This window comes from Flexivirga meconopsidis, from assembly GCF_026162425.1.
Classification (GTDB): domain Bacteria; phylum Actinomycetota; class Actinomycetes; order Actinomycetales; family Dermatophilaceae; genus Flexivirga; species Flexivirga meconopsidis.
The window spans coordinates 550,408-567,785 of sequence record NZ_JAOBQJ010000004.1 but is presented as its reverse complement, the minus strand read 5'-3'; the positions used below and the strand labels follow the sequence as shown (position 1 = coordinate 567,785).

Annotated in this window: 17 protein-coding genes; 14 read left to right on the top strand and 3 right to left on the bottom strand. The window is 69.4% G+C overall.

Annotated features, from left to right (window positions below; all coding sequences use genetic code 11):
- Positions 1 to 747, top strand: a complete 747-nt coding sequence (locus tag N2M23_RS16220) for a class I SAM-dependent methyltransferase (RefSeq protein WP_265446890.1) — start codon at positions 1 to 3, stop codon at positions 745 to 747.
- A gap of 72 nt (positions 748 to 819) precedes the next feature.
- On the opposite strand, the gene N2M23_RS16215 is transcribed toward N2M23_RS16220, so the two are convergent.
- Positions 820 to 2,376, bottom strand: a complete 1,557-nt coding sequence (locus N2M23_RS16215; protein ID WP_265446888.1) for an FMN-binding glutamate synthase family protein — start codon at positions 2,374 to 2,376, stop codon at positions 820 to 822.
- Positions 2,377 to 2,391: 15 nt separating this feature from the next.
- Positions 2,392 to 3,441, bottom strand: a complete 1,050-nt coding sequence (locus tag N2M23_RS16210) for an acyltransferase family protein (RefSeq protein WP_265446886.1) — start codon at positions 3,439 to 3,441, stop codon at positions 2,392 to 2,394.
- 40 nt (positions 3,442 to 3,481) lie between these two features.
- On the opposite strand from N2M23_RS16210, the gene N2M23_RS16205 reads away from it, so the two are divergent.
- From N2M23_RS16205 to N2M23_RS16145, 13 genes are all read left to right on the top strand, one after another.
- Positions 3,482 to 3,994 (top strand): O-acetyl-ADP-ribose deacetylase, encoded by a 513-nt coding sequence (locus N2M23_RS16205; RefSeq protein ID WP_265446885.1) that lies wholly within the window; start codon positions 3,482 to 3,484, stop codon positions 3,992 to 3,994.
- Between the two features lie 131 nt (positions 3,995 to 4,125).
- Positions 4,126 to 4,686 (top strand): elongation factor P, encoded by a 561-nt coding sequence (gene efp / locus N2M23_RS16200; RefSeq protein WP_265446884.1) that lies wholly within the window; start codon positions 4,126 to 4,128, stop codon positions 4,684 to 4,686.
- A 2-nt stretch (positions 4,687 to 4,688) separates the two neighbouring features.
- Positions 4,689 to 5,171 (top strand): transcription antitermination factor NusB, encoded by a 483-nt coding sequence (gene nusB / locus N2M23_RS16195; protein WP_341870608.1) that lies wholly within the window; start codon positions 4,689 to 4,691, stop codon positions 5,169 to 5,171.
- An 11-nt stretch (positions 5,172 to 5,182) separates the two neighbouring features.
- The gene (locus N2M23_RS16190; RefSeq protein WP_265446882.1) at positions 5,183 to 5,932 is read left to right on the top strand and encodes an acetyltransferase domain-containing protein; all 750 of its coding nucleotides are present in this window, start codon (positions 5,183 to 5,185) and stop codon (positions 5,930 to 5,932) included.
- 67 nt (positions 5,933 to 5,999) lie between these two features.
- Positions 6,000 to 6,602: a bifunctional pyr operon transcriptional regulator/uracil phosphoribosyltransferase PyrR gene (pyrR, locus tag N2M23_RS16185; RefSeq protein WP_265446880.1), complete on the top strand. Its 603-nt coding sequence runs from the start codon at positions 6,000 to 6,002 to the stop codon at positions 6,600 to 6,602.
- Positions 6,599 to 7,525: an aspartate carbamoyltransferase catalytic subunit gene (locus N2M23_RS16180; RefSeq protein WP_265446879.1), complete on the top strand. Its 927-nt coding sequence runs from the start codon at positions 6,599 to 6,601 to the stop codon at positions 7,523 to 7,525. Before pyrR ends, N2M23_RS16180 begins: the two co-directional genes overlap by 4 nt.
- Positions 7,522 to 8,823, top strand: a complete 1,302-nt coding sequence (locus N2M23_RS16175) for a dihydroorotase (RefSeq protein ID WP_265446876.1) — start codon at positions 7,522 to 7,524, stop codon at positions 8,821 to 8,823. Before N2M23_RS16180 ends, N2M23_RS16175 begins: the two co-directional genes overlap by 4 nt.
- Positions 8,820 to 9,989 (top strand): glutamine-hydrolyzing carbamoyl-phosphate synthase small subunit, encoded by a 1,170-nt coding sequence (gene carA, locus N2M23_RS16170; RefSeq protein ID WP_265446874.1) that lies wholly within the window; start codon positions 8,820 to 8,822, stop codon positions 9,987 to 9,989. The genes N2M23_RS16175 and carA overlap by 4 nt, the downstream gene beginning before the upstream one ends.
- Position 9,990: 1 nt before the next feature.
- Positions 9,991 to 13,296: a carbamoyl-phosphate synthase large subunit gene (gene carB, locus N2M23_RS16165; protein ID WP_265446873.1), complete on the top strand. Its 3,306-nt coding sequence runs from the start codon at positions 9,991 to 9,993 to the stop codon at positions 13,294 to 13,296.
- A gap of 11 nt (positions 13,297 to 13,307) precedes the next feature.
- Entirely contained in the window at positions 13,308 to 14,144 is an 837-nt protein-coding gene (locus tag N2M23_RS16160) for an iron-sulfur cluster-binding protein (RefSeq protein ID WP_265446872.1), read from the top strand.
- On the top strand, positions 14,141 to 15,112 hold the full coding sequence (locus N2M23_RS16155; RefSeq protein ID WP_265446871.1) for a beta/alpha barrel domain-containing protein: 972 nt from the start codon (positions 14,141 to 14,143) through the stop codon (positions 15,110 to 15,112). The genes N2M23_RS16160 and N2M23_RS16155 overlap by 4 nt, the downstream gene beginning before the upstream one ends.
- Positions 15,105 to 15,977, top strand: coding sequence for an orotidine-5'-phosphate decarboxylase (pyrF, locus tag N2M23_RS16150; RefSeq protein WP_265446869.1), 873 nt, complete (start codon positions 15,105 to 15,107; stop codon positions 15,975 to 15,977). The genes N2M23_RS16155 and pyrF overlap by 8 nt, the downstream gene beginning before the upstream one ends.
- Before the next feature lie 41 nt (positions 15,978 to 16,018).
- Complete coding sequence (locus tag N2M23_RS16145) at positions 16,019 to 16,579, top strand: hypothetical protein (protein WP_265446868.1); 561 nt, start codon at positions 16,019 to 16,021, stop codon at positions 16,577 to 16,579.
- On the opposite strand, the gene N2M23_RS16140 is transcribed toward N2M23_RS16145, so the two are convergent.
- Positions 16,564 to 17,076 (bottom strand): GNAT family N-acetyltransferase, encoded by a 513-nt coding sequence (locus tag N2M23_RS16140; protein ID WP_265446867.1) that lies wholly within the window; start codon positions 17,074 to 17,076, stop codon positions 16,564 to 16,566. The two genes, N2M23_RS16145 and N2M23_RS16140, sit on opposite strands and share 16 nt — an antisense overlap.
- Positions 17,077 to 17,378 lie beyond the last annotated feature (302 nt).

Here is a 17,378-nt window from a genome sequence, read left to right as displayed (position 1 = left end):
ATGCGCCCACCCGATGCCGGCTTCGCCGATCCGCGGCTGGCCCGCTGGTACGACTTCTGGGACCCCGACCGCAGCGACCTGGATGTCTACGCCGCGATCGTGGCCGAGCTCGGTGCGCGACGAGTGGTCGATATCGGTTGCGGCACAGGGAGTTTCGCGGTGCGGCTCGCCGCAGCCGGTGTCGAGGTGGTCGGGGTGGATCCGGCCGGCGCGTCCCTCGACCTGGCTCGGGCGAAGCCCTATGCCGACCGGGTGACCTGGCTGCACGGGGACGCCACCATGCTGGCCGGCCGGCACGTTGCCGCCGATCTCGCGGTGCTGACCGGCAACGTTGCCCAGGTGTTCGTCGACGACGAGGACTGGGCGGTCACGCTCGACGCGGTGCACGACGCGCTGGCGCCGGGCGGCTGGTTGGTCTTGGAGACCCGGCGCCCCGAAGCGCGGGCCTGGCAGGAGTGGGACGGGCAGTCGAGTGCGGGCACCCTGCCGAACGGCTCGTCATACAGCTCGCAAATGCGAGTGACCGCAGTCGAATTGCCGCTGGTGACCTTCGAGGTGGTCACGGTGATCGACGGCGAGCAGCTGCGCTCGGAGTCCACGCTGCGCTTCCAGGCCCGCGATGAGGTCGAGGCCGACCTGGTCCGGCACGGGTTCGAAGTGGAGCAGGTGCGAGATGCTCCGGACCGGCCGGGCAAGGAGCTGGTGTTTGTGGCGAGGCGCGCGGGTCTCGATACGGGCTCGCCCTAGGGGGCTCGCCCTACTCGACCGACCGGCGTGGACGGGCTCGCCCTACTCGACCGGCGTGGGACGGGCTCGCCCCTATTCGACCGGCGTGGAACCGCCGGTGGGTGCGTCGCTCATAAGTGCGGCGACCTCGCGCCGCAATGGCTCGCCGAGGCGCCCCCATTCGGCGTCATACCCGTAGACCTCGCGCAGCGGGCGACCGACCCGTTGCCCGTAGAGCAATTCGAGGTCGTCCGGGTCGATCAGCGCGGGGTGCTGCACGCCGACCGCCTCGCTCACCTTGAGCAGGTCGCGGCGCAGCGCCTGGAGATACTGCGCGAGTCGCACGGACTTCAGCGACGGGTCCAAACCCCTTGTCAGCCAACGGTTCTGGGTCGCGACACCGGTGGGGCAGCGGTCGGTGTGGCACTTCTGGGTCTGCAGGCAGCCGATCGCCAGCATCGCCTCGCGCGCGACGTTGACCAGGTCGGCGCCGAGCGCGAACGCCGTCGTGGCCGACCGCGGCAGACCGAGCTTGCCCGAGCCGATGAACGTCACCCGGTCGGTGAGCCCGCGACGGGCGAAAACCGAGTAGACGCGGGTGAATCCGACGTAGAACGGCAGCGCGACCGCGTCGCTGAAAACGAGCGGTGCGGCGCCCGTGCCGCCCTCGCCACCGTCGATCGTGATGAAATCCGGCGCCCGGTCACCGGTCACCATCGCGTCGGCGAGCTCCTCCCAGAAGCCGAGATCGCCGACGGCGGACTTGATGCCGACCGGCAGCCCCGTTTCGTCGGCGAGCAATTCGATGAAGTCCAGCATGCTGTCGACGTCGTGGAACGCCGAGTGACGGGACGGGGAGATGACGTCCTGGCCGAGCGGCACCCCGCGGATCTGCGCGATCTCCTCGGTCACCTTCGCCGCCGGTAGCACGCCGCCGAGGCCAGGCTTGGCCCCCTGAGACAGCTTGATCTCCAACGCCCGCACGGGTGCTCGCTCGATCGTCGCCTTGAGCCTGGCCAGGTCGAAACGGCCCTGCTCGTCCCGGCAGCCGAAGTAGCCGGTGCCGATCTGCCAGATCAGGTCACCCCCGCTGCAGTGGTATGACGAGAGTCCCCCTTCGCCGGTGTTGTGCAACGCCCCGGCGAGCGCGACGCCCTGGTTGATCGACACGATCGCCTGCGCCGACAGCGACCCGAAGCTCATCGCCGACACGTTCACCACCGACGACGGCCGGAAGGCGTGCCGCCGCCCGCGCGGCCCGCCGAGCACCTTCGGGCTGGGCAGCCGCACGTCCTCACCGCCGTGCGGGGCGGTCGTCGGCGGCGACGCGCTGAACGTGCGGTGCTTGATGATCGGGTAGCCCTCGCAGTTTTCGACGTCGTTGTCGGTGCCGAACCCGACGTAGTTGTTCTCGCCCTTGCAGGAGGCGTAGATCCAGCTGCGCTGATCCCGGCTGAACGGCCGCTCTTCGTCGTTGCCCGCCACGATGTACTGCCGCAGCTCCGGCCCGATGCGTTCGATCGCGTAGCGCGCGTGCCCGAGCACTGGGAAGTTGCGCAGCAGCGAATGTTTCTTCTGCAGCAGGTCGTGGGCGGCGACACCGCCCGCGGCGAGGACCGGCACCAGCGACAGCACACGCGAGGACTTCACGTCTCGCAGCATGCCCTATGCGACGGCGCGTTGTCCGGCCCGGCGCACCCGTCGCCGCCCACTGAGCACGTTGACCACCCATTCGATCGGCCCGGTGCCGATCAGCCGCGCCCAGAGCCAACTGATGAGCAGACAGGCGACGATGAACACCACGGCCGGTTTCCAGCCGAACGGCAGCCAGTCAGGGCCGTGCTGGACGAGCAGCCGGATCAGCACGAACTGCAGGGCATACAGCGACAGCGCGACCGTGCCGATGGTGGCGACCGGCCGCAACAGAGCCCGTATGACGGTGCCCGCGCGCGGCGCGGTCGCTGCCGCCATACCGACCAGCGCGAAGACGATCCCACTGAGCGCCAGGTCGTGGGTGTTGTCGATGAAGCGGCCCGGATAGGTCGACCAACCCATGGCGCGGCCGAACGCCCAGGCGGCCGCGGCGAGCACCCCCAGCGCGAGGGTCGCACGCAGGACGCGCGGACGGGCGTGCCCGACGCGGCCGAGGATCAGCCCGAGCAGGAAGACCGGGAGCAGCCCGGTCACCCGGTAGTGCGAGTCGCTGAGCACGTAGACGTGCAGCCAGTGCGCCGGCTGACGCCAATTCGCGTCGTTGGGCTCGTTGCCCGGGTAGGTATTGAGCAGTTGCAGCAGCCAGCACGCCACCGCGAGCACCGCGAGATAGCGCACGCGCAGGAACATCACCAGCGCCCCGAGCAGCGCGGTCAGCCCGAGCGGCTGCAGCACGACCGCGATCCAGAGGTTGATCTTGCCGAGCAGCTCGCCGATGACGACCAGGAGCACCGCGCGCACCGCGAACTGTGTTGCTGTCGGCCACCTGGCGGCGTGCTCGGTGAGCACCCGCCGAGCGACCAGGCCGGCCGACACACCCATCACCAGCGCGAACAACGGCGAGGCCAGGTCGTTGACCTGGCCGATGAGCGCCTTCAGTGGCTGCGGCGCCTGAAACCACGGCACCGCATGGGCGATGACCATGGCGATGATCGCGATCCCGCGGGCGGCGTCCAGGCCGAGGTCTCGCGGTTGGCGGGCCGTTCGGCTCACGGTGCTCACAGCCAGGAAGTCTGCCGCAACGCGGCGTAGCGTGGGCCGGGTGGGACCGACTGCCAGACAAGCCGACATCACCAGCCTCGACGTGGACGCGATTGTCAATGCAGCGAATTCGTCGCTGATGGGCGGCGGGGGAGTCGACGGTGCGATCCACCGCGCGGGTGGCCCGCAGATCCTCGCCGAGTGCAAGCAGGTGCGCGCCGACCGCTTCCCGGACGGGTTGCCGACCGGGAAGGCGGTCGCCACCACGGCGGGCCGGCTGCCGGCGCGCTGGGTGATCCACACCGTCGGCCCGGTCTGGTCCAAGCGGCAGGACCGGTCGGCGCTGCTCGCCGACTGCTACCGCAACTCCCTCGCGGTGGCCGACGAGCTGGGCGCCCGCAGCATCGCCTTCCCGGCGATCTCCGCCGGCATCTACGGCTGGCCGATGGACGACGCCGCCCGCATCGCCGTGGCGACCGTGCGGGCCACCCCGTCGAAGGTGTCGGACGTGACGTTCGCGCTCTTCTCCCCGGACGCCCTGCGCGCCTTCGAGGCCGCCCTGGCGACCAGCTGAGCGGCGCGTGACCGCCCGCGTGATCGGGCAGGCGGTGGCGGCCCGCTAGACTGTGGCGTCATACCCCTTGGCTTTGCGCGGCTTTCCGGTGCCCGCGCACCTTCCGAACGCAACGAAAGAGAAGAGCGAACGTGGCAAGCACGAACGACCTGAAGAACGGCATGGTGCTCAACATCGACGGCCAGTTGTGGTCGGTGGTGGAGTTCCAGCACGTCAAGCCCGGCAAGGGCCCGGCGTTCGTGCGCACCAAGCTGAAGAACGTGCTGTCCGGCAAGGTCGTCGACAAGACCTTCAACGCCGGCGTCAAGGTCGACACGGCCAACGTCGACCGCTCGGACATGCAGTACCTCTACAAGGACGGCAACGACTTCGTCTTCATGGACACCAAGACGTACGACCAGTTGCCGATCGCCGCCGAGACCGTCGGCAAGGCGGCCAACTTCCTGCTGGAGAACCAGGAGGCGATCGTCGCCCAGCACGACGGCACGGTGCTGTATGTCGAACTGCCCGCCTCGGTCGTCCTGGAGATCAGCCACACCGAGCCCGGCCTGCAGGGCGACCGCTCCTCGGGTGGCACCAAGCCGGCCACTTTGGAGACCGGCGCCGAGATCCAGGTGCCGCTCTTCCTGGAGCAGGGCACCAAGGTCAAGGTCGACACCCGCGACGGTTCCTACCTCGGGCGGGTCAGCTGACCATGCCCGCAGCCCCCGACGGCGGCGAGCAGCACGAACTGGTCAGCAGCACCACCGCCGACCTGTCCAAGCTGTCGGCGCGCGGCAAGGCGCGCAAGAAGGCGCTGGACATCCTCTTCGAGGCCGAGCAGCGCGGCGACAACGCCGTCGCGCTGCTTGAGCAGCGCATCGCGGCGCCGACCACTCAAACGCCGCTGCCGGACTACACCGTGCAGATCGTGCGTGGTGTCGTCGAGAACTGGGTGGCGATCAACGAGGCGCTGACCACCTATAGCCGGGACTGGCCGCTGGACCGGATGCCCTCGGTCGACCGCGCGCTGCTGCGCGGCGCCGCCTGGGAGCTGATCTACAACGACGAGATCGACGATCCCGTGGTGATCAGCGAGGCGGTGCGCCTCGCCGGCGCGCTGTCGACCGAGCAGTCGCCGAAATTCGTCGGGGGACTGCTCAACAAGCTCGCGGCGGTCAAGCAGACCCTGGTCTGAGGCGGAGCTCCGTGCCGACCGGTGCCGTGGCGTCACCCGTCGTGACGACCCGCTGGGTCGCCGTGGACGTGGCTCGCGGCGTGGCGATCGTCGCGGTGGTGCTCTTCCATCTCGTCTGGGATCTCGGCAGCCTCGGTTTCATCGACTGGCAGATCAACGCCCATCGGTCCGGCAAGATCGCCGGCCGGGTCATCGCCGGCAGCTTCCTCGCCCTCGTCGGTGTTTCATTGGTGCTCGCCCACGGGCGCGGCATCCGGTGGCGCCGATTCTGGCGGCGTGAGGCGCAACTGGTCGTCCTCGCGCTTGCGGTCACCGTATTCAGCTGGTTCTACGACAGGGACGAACTGGTCACCTTCGGCATCCTGCAGGCGATCGCCGTCGCCTCGGTCGTGAGTGTCGGATTCGTCACGCTCCGACCGGTTTTCGCGTATGCCGCAGCACTCGTCGCGCTCGCCCTTCCCTGGGTGGTGCACCTGCCCGGCCGGTCACCGTGGGTCTCGTGGACCGGTCTTGCCGAAGGCAGCCGGCCGTCCCTGGACTGGCAGCCGCTGTTTCCGTGGATTGCGTTGACACTGCTGGCAGTCGGGCTGACCCGGCAGGTGGTTGCTGCGTCATACGAGCCGGAGGGGTGGGCCCACCGACTGCGCGAGTGGCAGCCGGCCGACCCGGTCACGCGGGCGCTCGCGGTGACCGGGCGGCACACGTTGTCGATCTATCTGGTGCACCAGCCCGTGCTCTACGGAGTGCTCTCGCTGCTGTAGCCTTGCAGCCGTTCGACATCCTTTAACGATCCGTCCCGTGAGGCGGCGAAGGAGGTCAGTGACGCACATGCAGCGTCCCGACTTTTCAGATGCAGGCTCTTTGGACCCTGGCTCCGCGCAGGCCGCTCCGCCGCCGGGCCGGACGGTCCTTTCCGCCGGCGACATCTCCCGCGCGCTGCGCCGCATCGCGCACGAGATCGTGGAGCACAACAAGGGTGCCGACGACCTGGTCGTGCTCGGCATCCCGACCCGGGGCGAGGCACTGGCGACCCGGCTGGTCGGTTTGCTCGCCGAGATCGAGGGCGCGCAGGTCCCGGTGGGCTCGCTCGACGTGACGATGTACCGCGACGACCTGCGCAGCCAGCCCACCCGTGCGGTCGGCGCGACCTTCATCCCCGAGTCCGGCATCGACGACAAGGTCGTGGTGCTGGTCGACGACGTGCTCTTCTCCGGCCGCACGGTGCGCGCCGCGCTCGACGCACTCGGCGATCTTGGCCGGCCGCGGGCGGTGCGCCTGGCGGTCCTGGTCGACCGCGGCCACCGCGAGTTGCCGATCCGTGCCGACCACGTCGGCAAGAACCTGCCCACCGCGCGCTCCGAGCGGGTGCGGGTGCGGCTCGACGAGAACGACGGTGTCGACGAGGTGCGCATCGTCGGAGGGGAGTCATGAAACACCTGCTGTCCGCGGCCGACCTGAGCCACGACGACGCCCTGCAGATCCTCGCCACCGCCGAGCAGATGCACGACGTGCAGCGGCGCGAAGTCAAGAAGCTGCCGGTCCTGCGCGGCCGGACGATCGTCAACCTCTTCTTCGAGGATTCCACCCGCACCCGGTCGTCCTTCGAGATTGCCGGCAAGTGGCTGTCCGCCGACGTGATCAACGTGTCTGCGAAGGGCTCGTCGGTCAGCAAGGGGGAGTCGCTGCGCGACACCGCGATGACGGTCGCGGCCATGGGGGTCGACGGTCTCGTCATACGGCATCACGCGAGCGGTGCGCCGCTCCAGGTGACCCAGTGGGTCGACGCGATGGTCGTCAATGCCGGCGACGGCACCCACGAGCACCCGACGCAGGCGTTGCTCGACGCCTACACGATGCAGCAGCGACTCGGCGATCTTGCCGGCAAGCGGGTCGCGATCGTCGGCGACCTGACCCACTCCCGGGTGGTGCGCAGCAACCTGATCCTGCTGCGCACGCTCGGCGCCGACGTGACCCTTGTCGCGCCACCGACGCTGATGCCGAGCGGCATCGCGGATTGGTCTGCGGCAGAAGGGTTTTCCTACGGTTACGACTTCGACGAGGTCCTGCCGGATCTCGACGCGGTGATGATGCTGCGGGTGCAGAAGGAGCGTATGTCGGGGGGTTACTTCCCGACGCCCCGCGAATACACCGTGGGCTACGGACTCACCCGGGACCGCCTGCGCGCGCTGCCCGATCACGCGGTTATCTGCCACCCCGGCCCGATGAACCGCGGCCTGGAGATCACCGCCGACGCGGCCGACGAGGCCAGGTCGCTCATCCTCGACCAGGTGTCAGCCGGGGTCGCGGTGCGAATGAGCGTGCTGTATCACCTGCTCGGAGGGGCTGAATCATGAGCAACCACAACACTTTCCTGATCAAAGGCGCCGACCTCGTCGGTGCCGGCCGGCAGGACCTGCTGATCAAGGACGGCGTGCTGGCCGAAGTGGGCAAGGCCGCGCCGAAGGGTGCGACGGTGGTCGACGCCGACGGGCTGGTCGCGCTGCCGGGTCTGGTCGATCTGCACACCCACCTGCGGGAGCCGGGGCGGGAGGACGCCGAGACGGTGTCGACCGGCTCGGCCGCCGCGGCGGCGGGCGGTTTCGCGGCGGTGCTGGCGATGGCCAACACCAACCCGGTCACCGACACCGCCGAGGCCGCCGAGCGCGTCCACGACCTGGGCCGCGCCTGCGGGCTGGTCGACGTGCAGCCGGTCGGCGCGGTGTCCAAGGGCCTGGCCGGTGAGTCGCTCGCCGAGCTCGGCCTGATGGCGCGCAGCCGGGCCGGGGTGCGGGTCTTCTCCGACGACGGCAAGTGCGTGCACGACGCGCGTCTGATGCGCCGGGCGCTGGAGTACGTCAAGGCGTTCGGCGGAGTCGTCTCCCAGCACGCGCAGGAGCCGCGGCTGGCCGACGGTGCCGCCTGCTGTCACGAGGGTGAGCTGTCCGGCCGCCTCGGACTGCCCGGCTGGCCCGGCGTCGCGGAGGACGTCATCGTCGCCCGCGACATAATGCTCGCCCGGCACACCGGGTCGCGCCTGCACATCGCGCACGTCTCCACCGCGGGATCGGTCGAGGTGATCCGCTGGGCGAAGGCGCAGGGCATCGCGGTCACCGCCGAGGTCACCCCGCACCATCTGATGCTCTCGACGTCCCGGCTCGACGGCTACGACCCGACCTACAAGGTCAACCCGCCGCTGCGCCCCGACGAGGACATCGAGCAGCTGCGCAAGGCGTTGGCGGACGGCACGATCGACGCGGTCGCCACCGATCACGCGCCGCACGCCCGGCACGACAAGGAGCACGCCTTCGCCGAGGCGGCGTTCGGGATGCTCGGGCTGGAGCAGGCACTGCAGGTGGTCAACACCGTCATGGTGCAGCCCGGTCTGATGACCTGGCAGCAGGTGGCCGACGCGATGTCCGTCCGCCCGGCGCAGATCGCCGGACTGGCAGGTCACGGCCGTCCCCTGGAAGTCGGCGAACCGGCAAACCTCACGCTCATCGACCCCAGTGCCACCGTGGAAATCGATGGGACACAGTCACATTCGCTGTCCCGCAACAATCCGTGGCACGGCGAGAAACTCATCGGCCAGGTGCAGGCAACCTTCCTGCGCGGCCGCGCCACCCTGCTCGACCAGGAGGTAATCACCGCATGACGACCCCGACCGGCGACACGGCATCGGTCATCGACCCGCTGACCGGCCGCGAGCCCGCGACGCTCGTGCTGGAGGACGGCACCACTTTCCGCGGACAGGCCTACGGCGCCATCGGTGAGACCTTCGGGGAGGCGGTGTTCTCCACCGGGATGACCGGCTACCAGGAGACGCTGACCGACCCCAGCTACCACCGCCAGGTCGTGGTGATGACCGCGCCGCACGTCGGCAACACCGGCGTCAACGACGAGGACCGGGAGTCCCGCAAGATCTGGGTCAGCGGGTATGTCGTGCGCGACCCCGCGCTGCGGCCGTCCAACTGGCGCGCCACCCGCACCCTCGAGCACGACCTGATCGAGCAGGGCGTGGTCGGGATCAGCGGCATCGACACCCGGGCGCTCACCCGGCATCTGCGCGAGCGTGGTGCGATGCGGGTCGGCATCTTCTCCGGCCCGGGCGCGGATGCAACCGATCTCGTGCAGCGAGTGCAGGATCAGCCGCTGATGGCCGGGTCCGAGCTGGCGTCGCAGGTGAGCACGAGCGAGGCCTACGTCATACCGGCAGAGGGGGAGAAGCGCTTCACCGTCGCCGCGCTCGACCTCGGGATCAAGGGCATGACCCCGCACCTGATGGCGCAGCACGGCATCGAGGTGCACGTGCTGCCCGCCGACAGCAGCTTCGAGACGATCCGGGCGGTGCAACCCGACGGGGTCTTCTTCTCCAACGGCCCGGGCGACCCGGCGACCGCGCCGCAGGTGGAGGTGTTGCGGGAGGTGCTCGCGGCGAAGGTGCCGTTCTTCGGCATCTGCTTCGGCAACCAATTGCTGGGCCGCGCACTGGGTTTCGGCACCTACAAGCTGAAGTACGGCCACCGCGGCATCAACCAACCGGTGCTGGACCGCACGACCGGCAAGGTCGAGATCACCGCGCACAACCATGGCTTCGCGGTCGACGCGCCGCGCGACGGCGAGCCGGTGACCGCACCCGCCGGTGACTCGTTCGGCCGGGTGCGCGTGTCGCACATCGGACTCAACGACGACGTCGTCGAAGGGCTGGAATGCCTTGACGTGCCTGCGTTCTCGGTGCAATACCACCCGGAGGCCGCGGCCGGCCCGCACGATGCGGCATACCTGTTCGATCGCTTCGTGGAACTGATGGAGAAGAACTGACATGCCCAAACGGGACGACATCAAGAGCGTGCTCGTGATCGGCTCCGGGCCGATCGTCATCGGGCAGGCCTGCGAATTCGACTATTCCGGCACCCAGGCGTGCCGGGTGCTGCGCGCCGAGGGCATCCGCGTGGTGCTGGTCAACTCCAATCCGGCGACCATCATGACCGACCCGGAGTTCGCCGACGCGACCTACGTCGAGCCGATCACTCCCGAGGTGGTCGAGGCGATCATCGCCAAGGAGCGGCCGGATGCGGTGCTGGCGACCCTGGGCGGTCAGACGGCGCTCAACACCGCCATCGCGCTGCACGACGCGGGGGTGCTGGAAAAGTACGACTGCCCGCTGATCGGCGCCAACGTCGAGGCGATCGAGCTCGGCGAGGACCGCGAGCGGTTCAAGGGCGTTGTCGAGCGCTCCGGTGCCGAGTCGGCCAAGTCGATCATCTGCCGCACGATGGACGAATGCCTCGCCGCCGCAGACGAACTCGGCTACCCGATGGTCGTCCGTCCGTCGTTCACCATGGGCGGGCTCGGCTCCGGCTTCGCCTATGACGAGGAAGACCTGCGCCGCATCGCCGGCGCCGGTCTGCAGGCGAGCCCGACCACCGAGGTGCTCCTGGAGGAGTCGATCCTCGGCTGGAAGGAGTACGAGCTGGAGGTTATGCGCGACCATGCCGACAACGTGGTTGTGGTTTGCTCCATCGAGAACCTCGACCCGATGGGGGTGCACACCGGCGACTCGATCACGGTCGCGCCGGCGCTGACCCTGACCGACCGCGAATACCAGCGACTGCGCGACATCGGCATCAAGGTGATCCGCGAGGTCGGCGTCGAGACGGGCGGCTGCAACATTCAGTTTGCGGTCAACCCCGAGAACGGCCGCATCATCGTGATCGAGATGAACCCGCGGGTGTCGCGTTCGTCGGCATTGGCCTCCAAGGCAACGGGATTCCCGATTGCCAAGATCGCCGCGAAGATGGCGATCGGCTACACCCTCGATGAGGTGCCCAACGACATCACCCAGGAGACCCCGGCCAGCTTCGAGCCGACCCTGGACTATGTCGTGGTCAAGGTGCCGCGCTTCGCGTTCGAGAAGTTCCCGGCCGCGGACCCGACGCTGACCACCACGATGAAGTCGGTTGGTGAGGCGATGTCGATCGGCCGCAACTTCACCGAGGCGCTGCAGAAGGCGCTGCGGTCGATGGAGCGATCGGGCGCGAGTTTCCACTGGCGGCCCGATGACAAGCCGACGCTCGAGATGGGCCGCGCTCTCCTCCAGCAGGCGATCACTCCGACCGATGGCCGAATCGTGTTGGTGCAGCAGGCTCTTCGCTCCGGGCTGAGCGTCGAGGAGGTGCACGAGGCGACCAAGATCGACCCGTGGTTCCTCGACCAGATCGAGCTGATCAACAAGGCGGCCGAGCTCATCGGCGGGGCCGACCAGCTCACTCCGGAGTTGCTGAGACTGGCCAAGCACCACGGTTTCTCCGACGCGCAGATCGCCCAGCTCACCGGGATGCCCGAGGCAGTGGTGCGCGGGGTGCGGCACGCGCTGGGGGTACGTCCGGTCTACAAGACCGTCGACACCTGCGCCGCGGAGTTCGCGGCCAAGACGCCCTACTACTACTCCAGCTATGACCAGGAGTCGGAAGTCGAGCCGCGCGAGCGTCCCGCGGTGATCATCCTCGGCTCGGGACCCAACCGGATCGGCCAGGGTGTGGAGTTCGACTACTCCTGCGTGCACGCGTCGTTTGCCTTGCAGGACAAGGGATTCGACACGATCATGGTCAACTGCAACCCGGAGACCGTGTCCACCGACTACGACACCTCCAGCCGGCTCTACTTCGAGCCACTCACCATGGAGGACGTGCTCGAGGTGGTGCACGCCGAGCAGGAGGCCGGGCCGATTGCGGGCGTCATCGTGCAACTGGGCGGTCAGACTCCGCTTGGCCTCGCCCAGGCACTCAAGGACGAGGGAGTCCCGATCGTCGGCACCACCCCGGAGGCGATCGACCTGGCCGAGGACCGCGGCGCGTTCGGGCGCGTCCTCGCCGAGGCCGGGCTGCCGGCGCCGAAGCACGGCACGGCATACAGCGTCGAGGAGGCGCTGGAGGTGGCGCGCGAAATCGGCTACCCGGTGCTGGTGCGCCCGTCATACGTCCTCGGCGGCCGCGGCATGGAGATCGTGTATGACGACGCGACTCTCAGCGACTACGTGACCCGCGCGACGCAGGCCTCGAGCGAGCACCCGGTGCTGGTCGACCGATTCCTCGACGACGCGATCGAGATCGACGTCGACGCCCTGTATGACGGCACCGACATGTATCTCGGCGGCATCATGGAGCACATCGAGGAGGCCGGCATCCACTCCGGTGACTCGGCGTGCGCTCTGCCCCCGGTGACGCTCGGCGCCGAGGAGATCGAGCGGGTGCGCAGCTCCACGCGTGCGCTGGCCGAGGGCGTCGGGGTGCGCGGCCTGATCAACGTGCAATTCGCTCTCGCGCACGACACGCTCTACGTGCTCGAAGCCAATCCCCGTGCCAGCCGGACGATTCCGTTCGTCGCGAAGGCGACCGGTGTGCCGCTCGCCAAGGCCGCTGCCCGGGTGATGCTCGGTGACTCGATCCAGCAGTTGCGCGACGAAGGCATGCTCCCGGCGCACGTCGACGGGGGCATGCTCCCCTCGGACGCGGCGATCGCGGTCAAGGAGGCGGTGCTGCCGTTCAAGCGGTTCCTGACCAAGGAGGGCCAGGTCGTCGACAGCCTGCTCGGGCCGGAGATGCGCTCGACCGGCGAGGTCATGGGCATCGACGACGACTTCGGTGCCGCCTTCGCCAAGAGCCAGCTCGGGTCGGTCACCGGCCTGCCGCGCAAAGGCGCGATCTTCGTATCCGTCGCCAATCGCGACAAGCGCGCGATGATCTTCCCGATGAAGCGGCTGGCCGACCTCGGGTTCGACATCCTCGCCACCGCGGGCACGGCAGATGTCCTGCGCCGCAACGGTATTCACGCCGAGGTGGTCCGCAAGCACAGCGAGGGCAAGGGCCCGGAGGGTGAGCCGACCATCGTCGACCGCATCCTCGACGGCGACGTCGCAATGGTGGTCAACACCCCGTCCGGTCAGGGCGCGCGGGCAGATGGCTACGCCATCCGGGCGGCGACGACCAGCATGGACCGTCCGATCATCACCACCGTGCAGCAGCTGGCTGCAGCGGTGCAGGGCATCGAGGCGCAGCTGGCCGGACCGGTGCGGGTCAAGCCGTTGCAGCACCACGCCCGCGACCTCGGTCTGTTCGAGCGGGTCTGAGAGCCGGAGCGGTGACCGTGGTCGAGGCGCGCGGTGAGCTGATCGCAAGCCGCCGGATGGGAGTGTTCCAGCACCACACGATCGTGGTGCCGGAGCTTGCCGACCGCGCCCGGCCCGGGCAGCTCGCGTCGTTCGCCGTCGGCGGGCGCACCTCGGCGCTGCTCGGCCGGCGCACGCTCCCGCTCGCCGCGATCACGCCCAGTGGCACGTATGGCGGGACCATCGAGGTGGTGGTCGATCCGGTGCGGGACGCCGGGATGCGCTGGCTGGCGGACCTGCGGGTGCACGACGAGGTCGACGTGATCGGACCGCTCGGCCGGGCCTTCCCGCTGCCGGCGCACGGGGTCGACTCCATGGTGCTCGGAGTGGGAGCGTCTGCGGCGCCGCTCGGCTGGCTGTCGACCGCCCTGCGCGATCGCGGTTGTCGAGTCGAGCTCATGCTCGCGGGGGAGACCGACCGGCACCTGGTGGGAGTCATCGAGGCACGCCGGGTGATCGGCACGGTGTCGGTGGTGACGCCCGGCCCGACCGGCCTGCTGCCTGTCCTGCGCGACGAGCTGCAACGCACGCTGCGGGCGACCGAAATCTCGGTGGTGTATGCCGCGGCTCGCGCACCGGAGCTGTCGGCCGTCGCCGAGGTGGCCCGCCCGTTCGGGGTGACGGTGCAGGCCCTGCTCGACGAGGCGATGCCGTGCGGCACGGGGTTGTGCGGCAGCTGCGAGGTGCCGGTGACGGGTTCGGACGGCATCAGTCGCACCATTCGCTGCTGCACCGAAGGCGCCGTCATACGTGGTGACCTGGTGGAGTGGGACCGTTACGTCGCCGAGCTGTGGGAGACGGTGCGGTGACTGCCGAATCCGTCTCTGCCGACATCGATCTCACGGTCAACGCCGGTGGACTGGCGCTCCAGACTCCTGTCATGGGCGCCTCCGGCTGCTGCGGCTTCGGTCACGAGCTGCTGCGTCTGGGACGAGCCGGAGACGTCTCCGCCCTCGTCACGCCGTCGCTCACCGCGCGGACCCAGTCGTCGGACCATCGCGGTGTGCTGCTCGAAGTGCCGAGCGGTCTGGTGTCGCCGACCGACCGGCCGAGCCTCGGCACGGGGCAGCTCGAGGCGACGCGGCTGCCATGGGACGCCGACGGCATCCCGCCGGTGATCGTGTCGCTGGCCGGCAACCTGTCCGGTGCGTATGCCGAAGCTGCCGACCAACTGCGCCGCCAGAGCCTGATGCGCCGGGTGGCCGGTGTCGAGGTCAACCTCGCCTGCGGTGATCGCAAGAACGACGACCGGCCGTTCGCCCACGACGTCTTCGGCGCTACCAAGGTGATCGCGCGGGTGCGCGAGCAGCTGCCGCGGGACTTGCCGCTCTTCGCCAAGCTCAGCGCAGACGTGCACGATCTGGTCGAAATCGCCCGTGGCTGTGTGAAATCCGGCGCCACCGGTCTGGTTGTGAGCAGTCCGTTGCGGGCACTCTCGATCGATCTGCCGACCTTGCGACCTCGGCTCACGCCGGCCGTCACCGGTCTGTCCGGACCGGCGATCCTGCCGATCACGTTGCGCGCGGTGTGGGAGCTGCGCGCCGCCGTGCTGTCGGGTCGACTGCCAAACGTGGCCGTCGTCGCCGTCGGCGGCATCGCGCGCGCGAGTGATGCGGTGCAGGCCCTGGCCGCGGGCGCTTCCGCCGTGCAGGTGGGCAGCGTGATGTTGCACGACCCTTCCTCCGCGGAGCGGGTCACCACGGGTCTGCTCGCGGAGTGCGAGCGGCTCGGCATACCATCTGTGAAAGATCTGATCGGGCGGGCACATCATGACTGAGACTCCAATACCGTTGGAACCATTCGGCATTCGGCTCGGTGCGGCGATCGGCGAGCATGGGCCGATCTGTGTGGGCATCGATCCGCATCCGTCGCTGCTGGAGCAGTGGGAGCTACCGGTGTCGGTGCGCGGGCTGCGCCGGTTCGCCGAGACCGCCGTCGAGGCGTTCGGGGGTGCGGTGGCGATGGTGAAGCCGCAATCGGCCTTCTTCGAGCGCTTCGGCGCGGCAGGCGTCGAGGTGCTCGAAGACACCCTGTGCGGTCTGCGGGAGACCGGCACACTGAGCCTGCTCGACATCAAGCGCGGCGATATCGGCTCCACCATGCAGGCGTATGCCGAGGCATATCTCAGCGACGACTCGCCGCTGCGATCGGACGCGATCACCGTCAGCCCCTTCCTCGGATTCGGTTCGCTGGCACCGGCATTCGACATCGCTTCCCGCACCGGCCGAGGCGTTTTCGTGTTGGCGATGACGTCAAACCCGGAGGGCGCCTCCGTCCAGCACGCCACATGGGAGGGGGAGACGGTCGCCGGTGCGGTCATCGACGCCGTCGGGGAACGCAACGCGCTGGCGGCAGTGGGCGAGTTCGGTGACGTCGGAATGGTGGTCGGCGCGACCGTGGGCAAGGACATCGCCGCCCTCGGGCTGACCGAGCGACTGCTCGACTCGCGGGCGCCGTTGCTGGCGCCCGGATTTGGGGCCCAGGGCGCCACCATCGGTGACATCGCCGCCGGCTTCGGGGCGGCACGCCGGCTGGTGCTGCCGACGACATCGCGGGCGGTGCTCGCCGCGGGTCCCGACGTGGACTCGCTGCGCGACGCACTGCGACGGGTGCAGGACGAGGCGCGGGAGCTGACCGACTGAATTCGGTGGCGCACCCTGATCATTCGGCGCAGGATGAGCGGGTGCCACCGCCACCCACCGTCGTCCTGCTCGAGGGACGCAGCGACGTCGTCGCCCTCGCGTCATTCGCGCGCCGGCGCGGCGCGGGCGAGCTGGACGGCGCCGAGCTGGTCGATCTCGGCGGCGTGACGAACGTGCGAAGTCACCTCGATCGGCTCAGCATCCAACCGACTCCTTCTCGTGCGGCCGGGCTCTGCGACCGTGGTGAGGTCGACGTGGTGGTGCGTGCGCTGCGCCGCTTCCATCCAGACGTGCAGGTGGTGGGCGATCTGCCCGGTCACGGCTTCTTCGTCTGCGACCGTGACCTCGAGGACGAGTTGATCCGCGCGCTCGGGATCCCCGGCTGTATGTCGCTGCTCGACCGCCTCGGCCTCGGCGCACGCTTCGCCACCTTCTGCCGGCAACCTGCCTGGCAGTCCCAGCCGATCACCGACCAGCTGCACCGGTTCGTGGGGACGACATCGGGACGCAAGGAGCTCTTCGCCGGCGAGGCGGCCTGCGCCATACCGCTCGATCGGGTGCCGGCCCCGATCGCCGGCCTGCTGGATTACGTCCGCGGCTGAGGCAACGGCTTCTCGAAGAGAGCCACCGGACGCCATTTCGGGTCCTCGAAGGCGCGACGTCCGACCTCCCGAAACCCTTGGGAGGCATAGTAATTGCGCAGCGCATGGTTGGCCTCCACACAGTCGAGCCGGAGATGGTCGCGGCCCTCGTCTGCCGCGCGCCGTTCCGCCCAGCGCAGCAACTCGCCGCCGACGTCGGTGCCGGCGTGCGAGCGATCGACCATGAGGCCGTGCAGGTATGCCGCCGGGGTCTCGTCGCCGGGCCAGACGTCGTCGTCGCGGTGCAAATAGCGGACTGTCGCGACGATGGTGTCGTCGGCGCCGGTCAGCACGAACCATTCGCCGGCCGCCACCTGGGCGCGGATGTCCTTGAGTGGTACGTCATCCGGGTGCCACTGCTCGACGCCGCGGTCGAGCAGCCAGTCGGCCAGTGAGCGGCGCAGGTCGTGGATCGCGGGCGCGTCCGCGGCGATGGCCGGGCGAGGGGTGGGCTGCACGGGGCCAGTGTGCGGGACGACGACGACGCGGGACGACGGGGCCGCGGGGCGACGGGGCCGCGGGACGACCGGAGCCGCGGGGCGACGGGGCCGCCCTCGCGGCTTCACTCCGCTTCACTGCCGCTGGCGCTCCGTTCCGCTGCATAGGGCCGCTCGCGCGGCCCCTCGCCTCGCTGAGTGACCTCGCCACTCACCTCGTCGCGCGGACAGAAAACCAGTGCCGACTCCACCACGCAACACTCTCTCACCGGGCACTGACAAGGCCAGATAACGACGCGAAACACGGTGCAAACAATACAAAT

What these genes read in the sequence shown, in the direction of transcription:
- N2M23_RS16180 (WP_265446879.1), top strand. Translation starts at nt 6,599, where the DNA reads ATGAAACACCTGCTGTCCGCGGCCGACCTGAGCCACGACGACGCCCTG.
- pyrF (WP_265446869.1), top strand. Translation starts at nt 15,105, where the DNA reads ATGACTGAGACTCCAATACCGTTGGAACCATTCGGCATTCGGCTCGGT.
- nusB (WP_341870608.1), top strand. Translation starts at nt 4,689, where the DNA reads ATGCCCGCAGCCCCCGACGGCGGCGAGCAGCACGAACTGGTCAGCAGC.
- N2M23_RS16175 (WP_265446876.1), top strand. Translation starts at nt 7,522, where the DNA reads ATGAGCAACCACAACACTTTCCTGATCAAAGGCGCCGACCTCGTCGGT.
- N2M23_RS16220 (WP_265446890.1), top strand. Translation starts at nt 1, where the DNA reads ATGCGCCCACCCGATGCCGGCTTCGCCGATCCGCGGCTGGCCCGCTGG.
- carB (WP_265446873.1), top strand. Translation starts at nt 9,991, where the DNA reads ATGCCCAAACGGGACGACATCAAGAGCGTGCTCGTGATCGGCTCCGGG.
- pyrR (WP_265446880.1), top strand. Translation starts at nt 6,000, where the DNA reads ATGCAGCGTCCCGACTTTTCAGATGCAGGCTCTTTGGACCCTGGCTCC.
- carA (WP_265446874.1), top strand. Translation starts at nt 8,820, where the DNA reads ATGACGACCCCGACCGGCGACACGGCATCGGTCATCGACCCGCTGACC.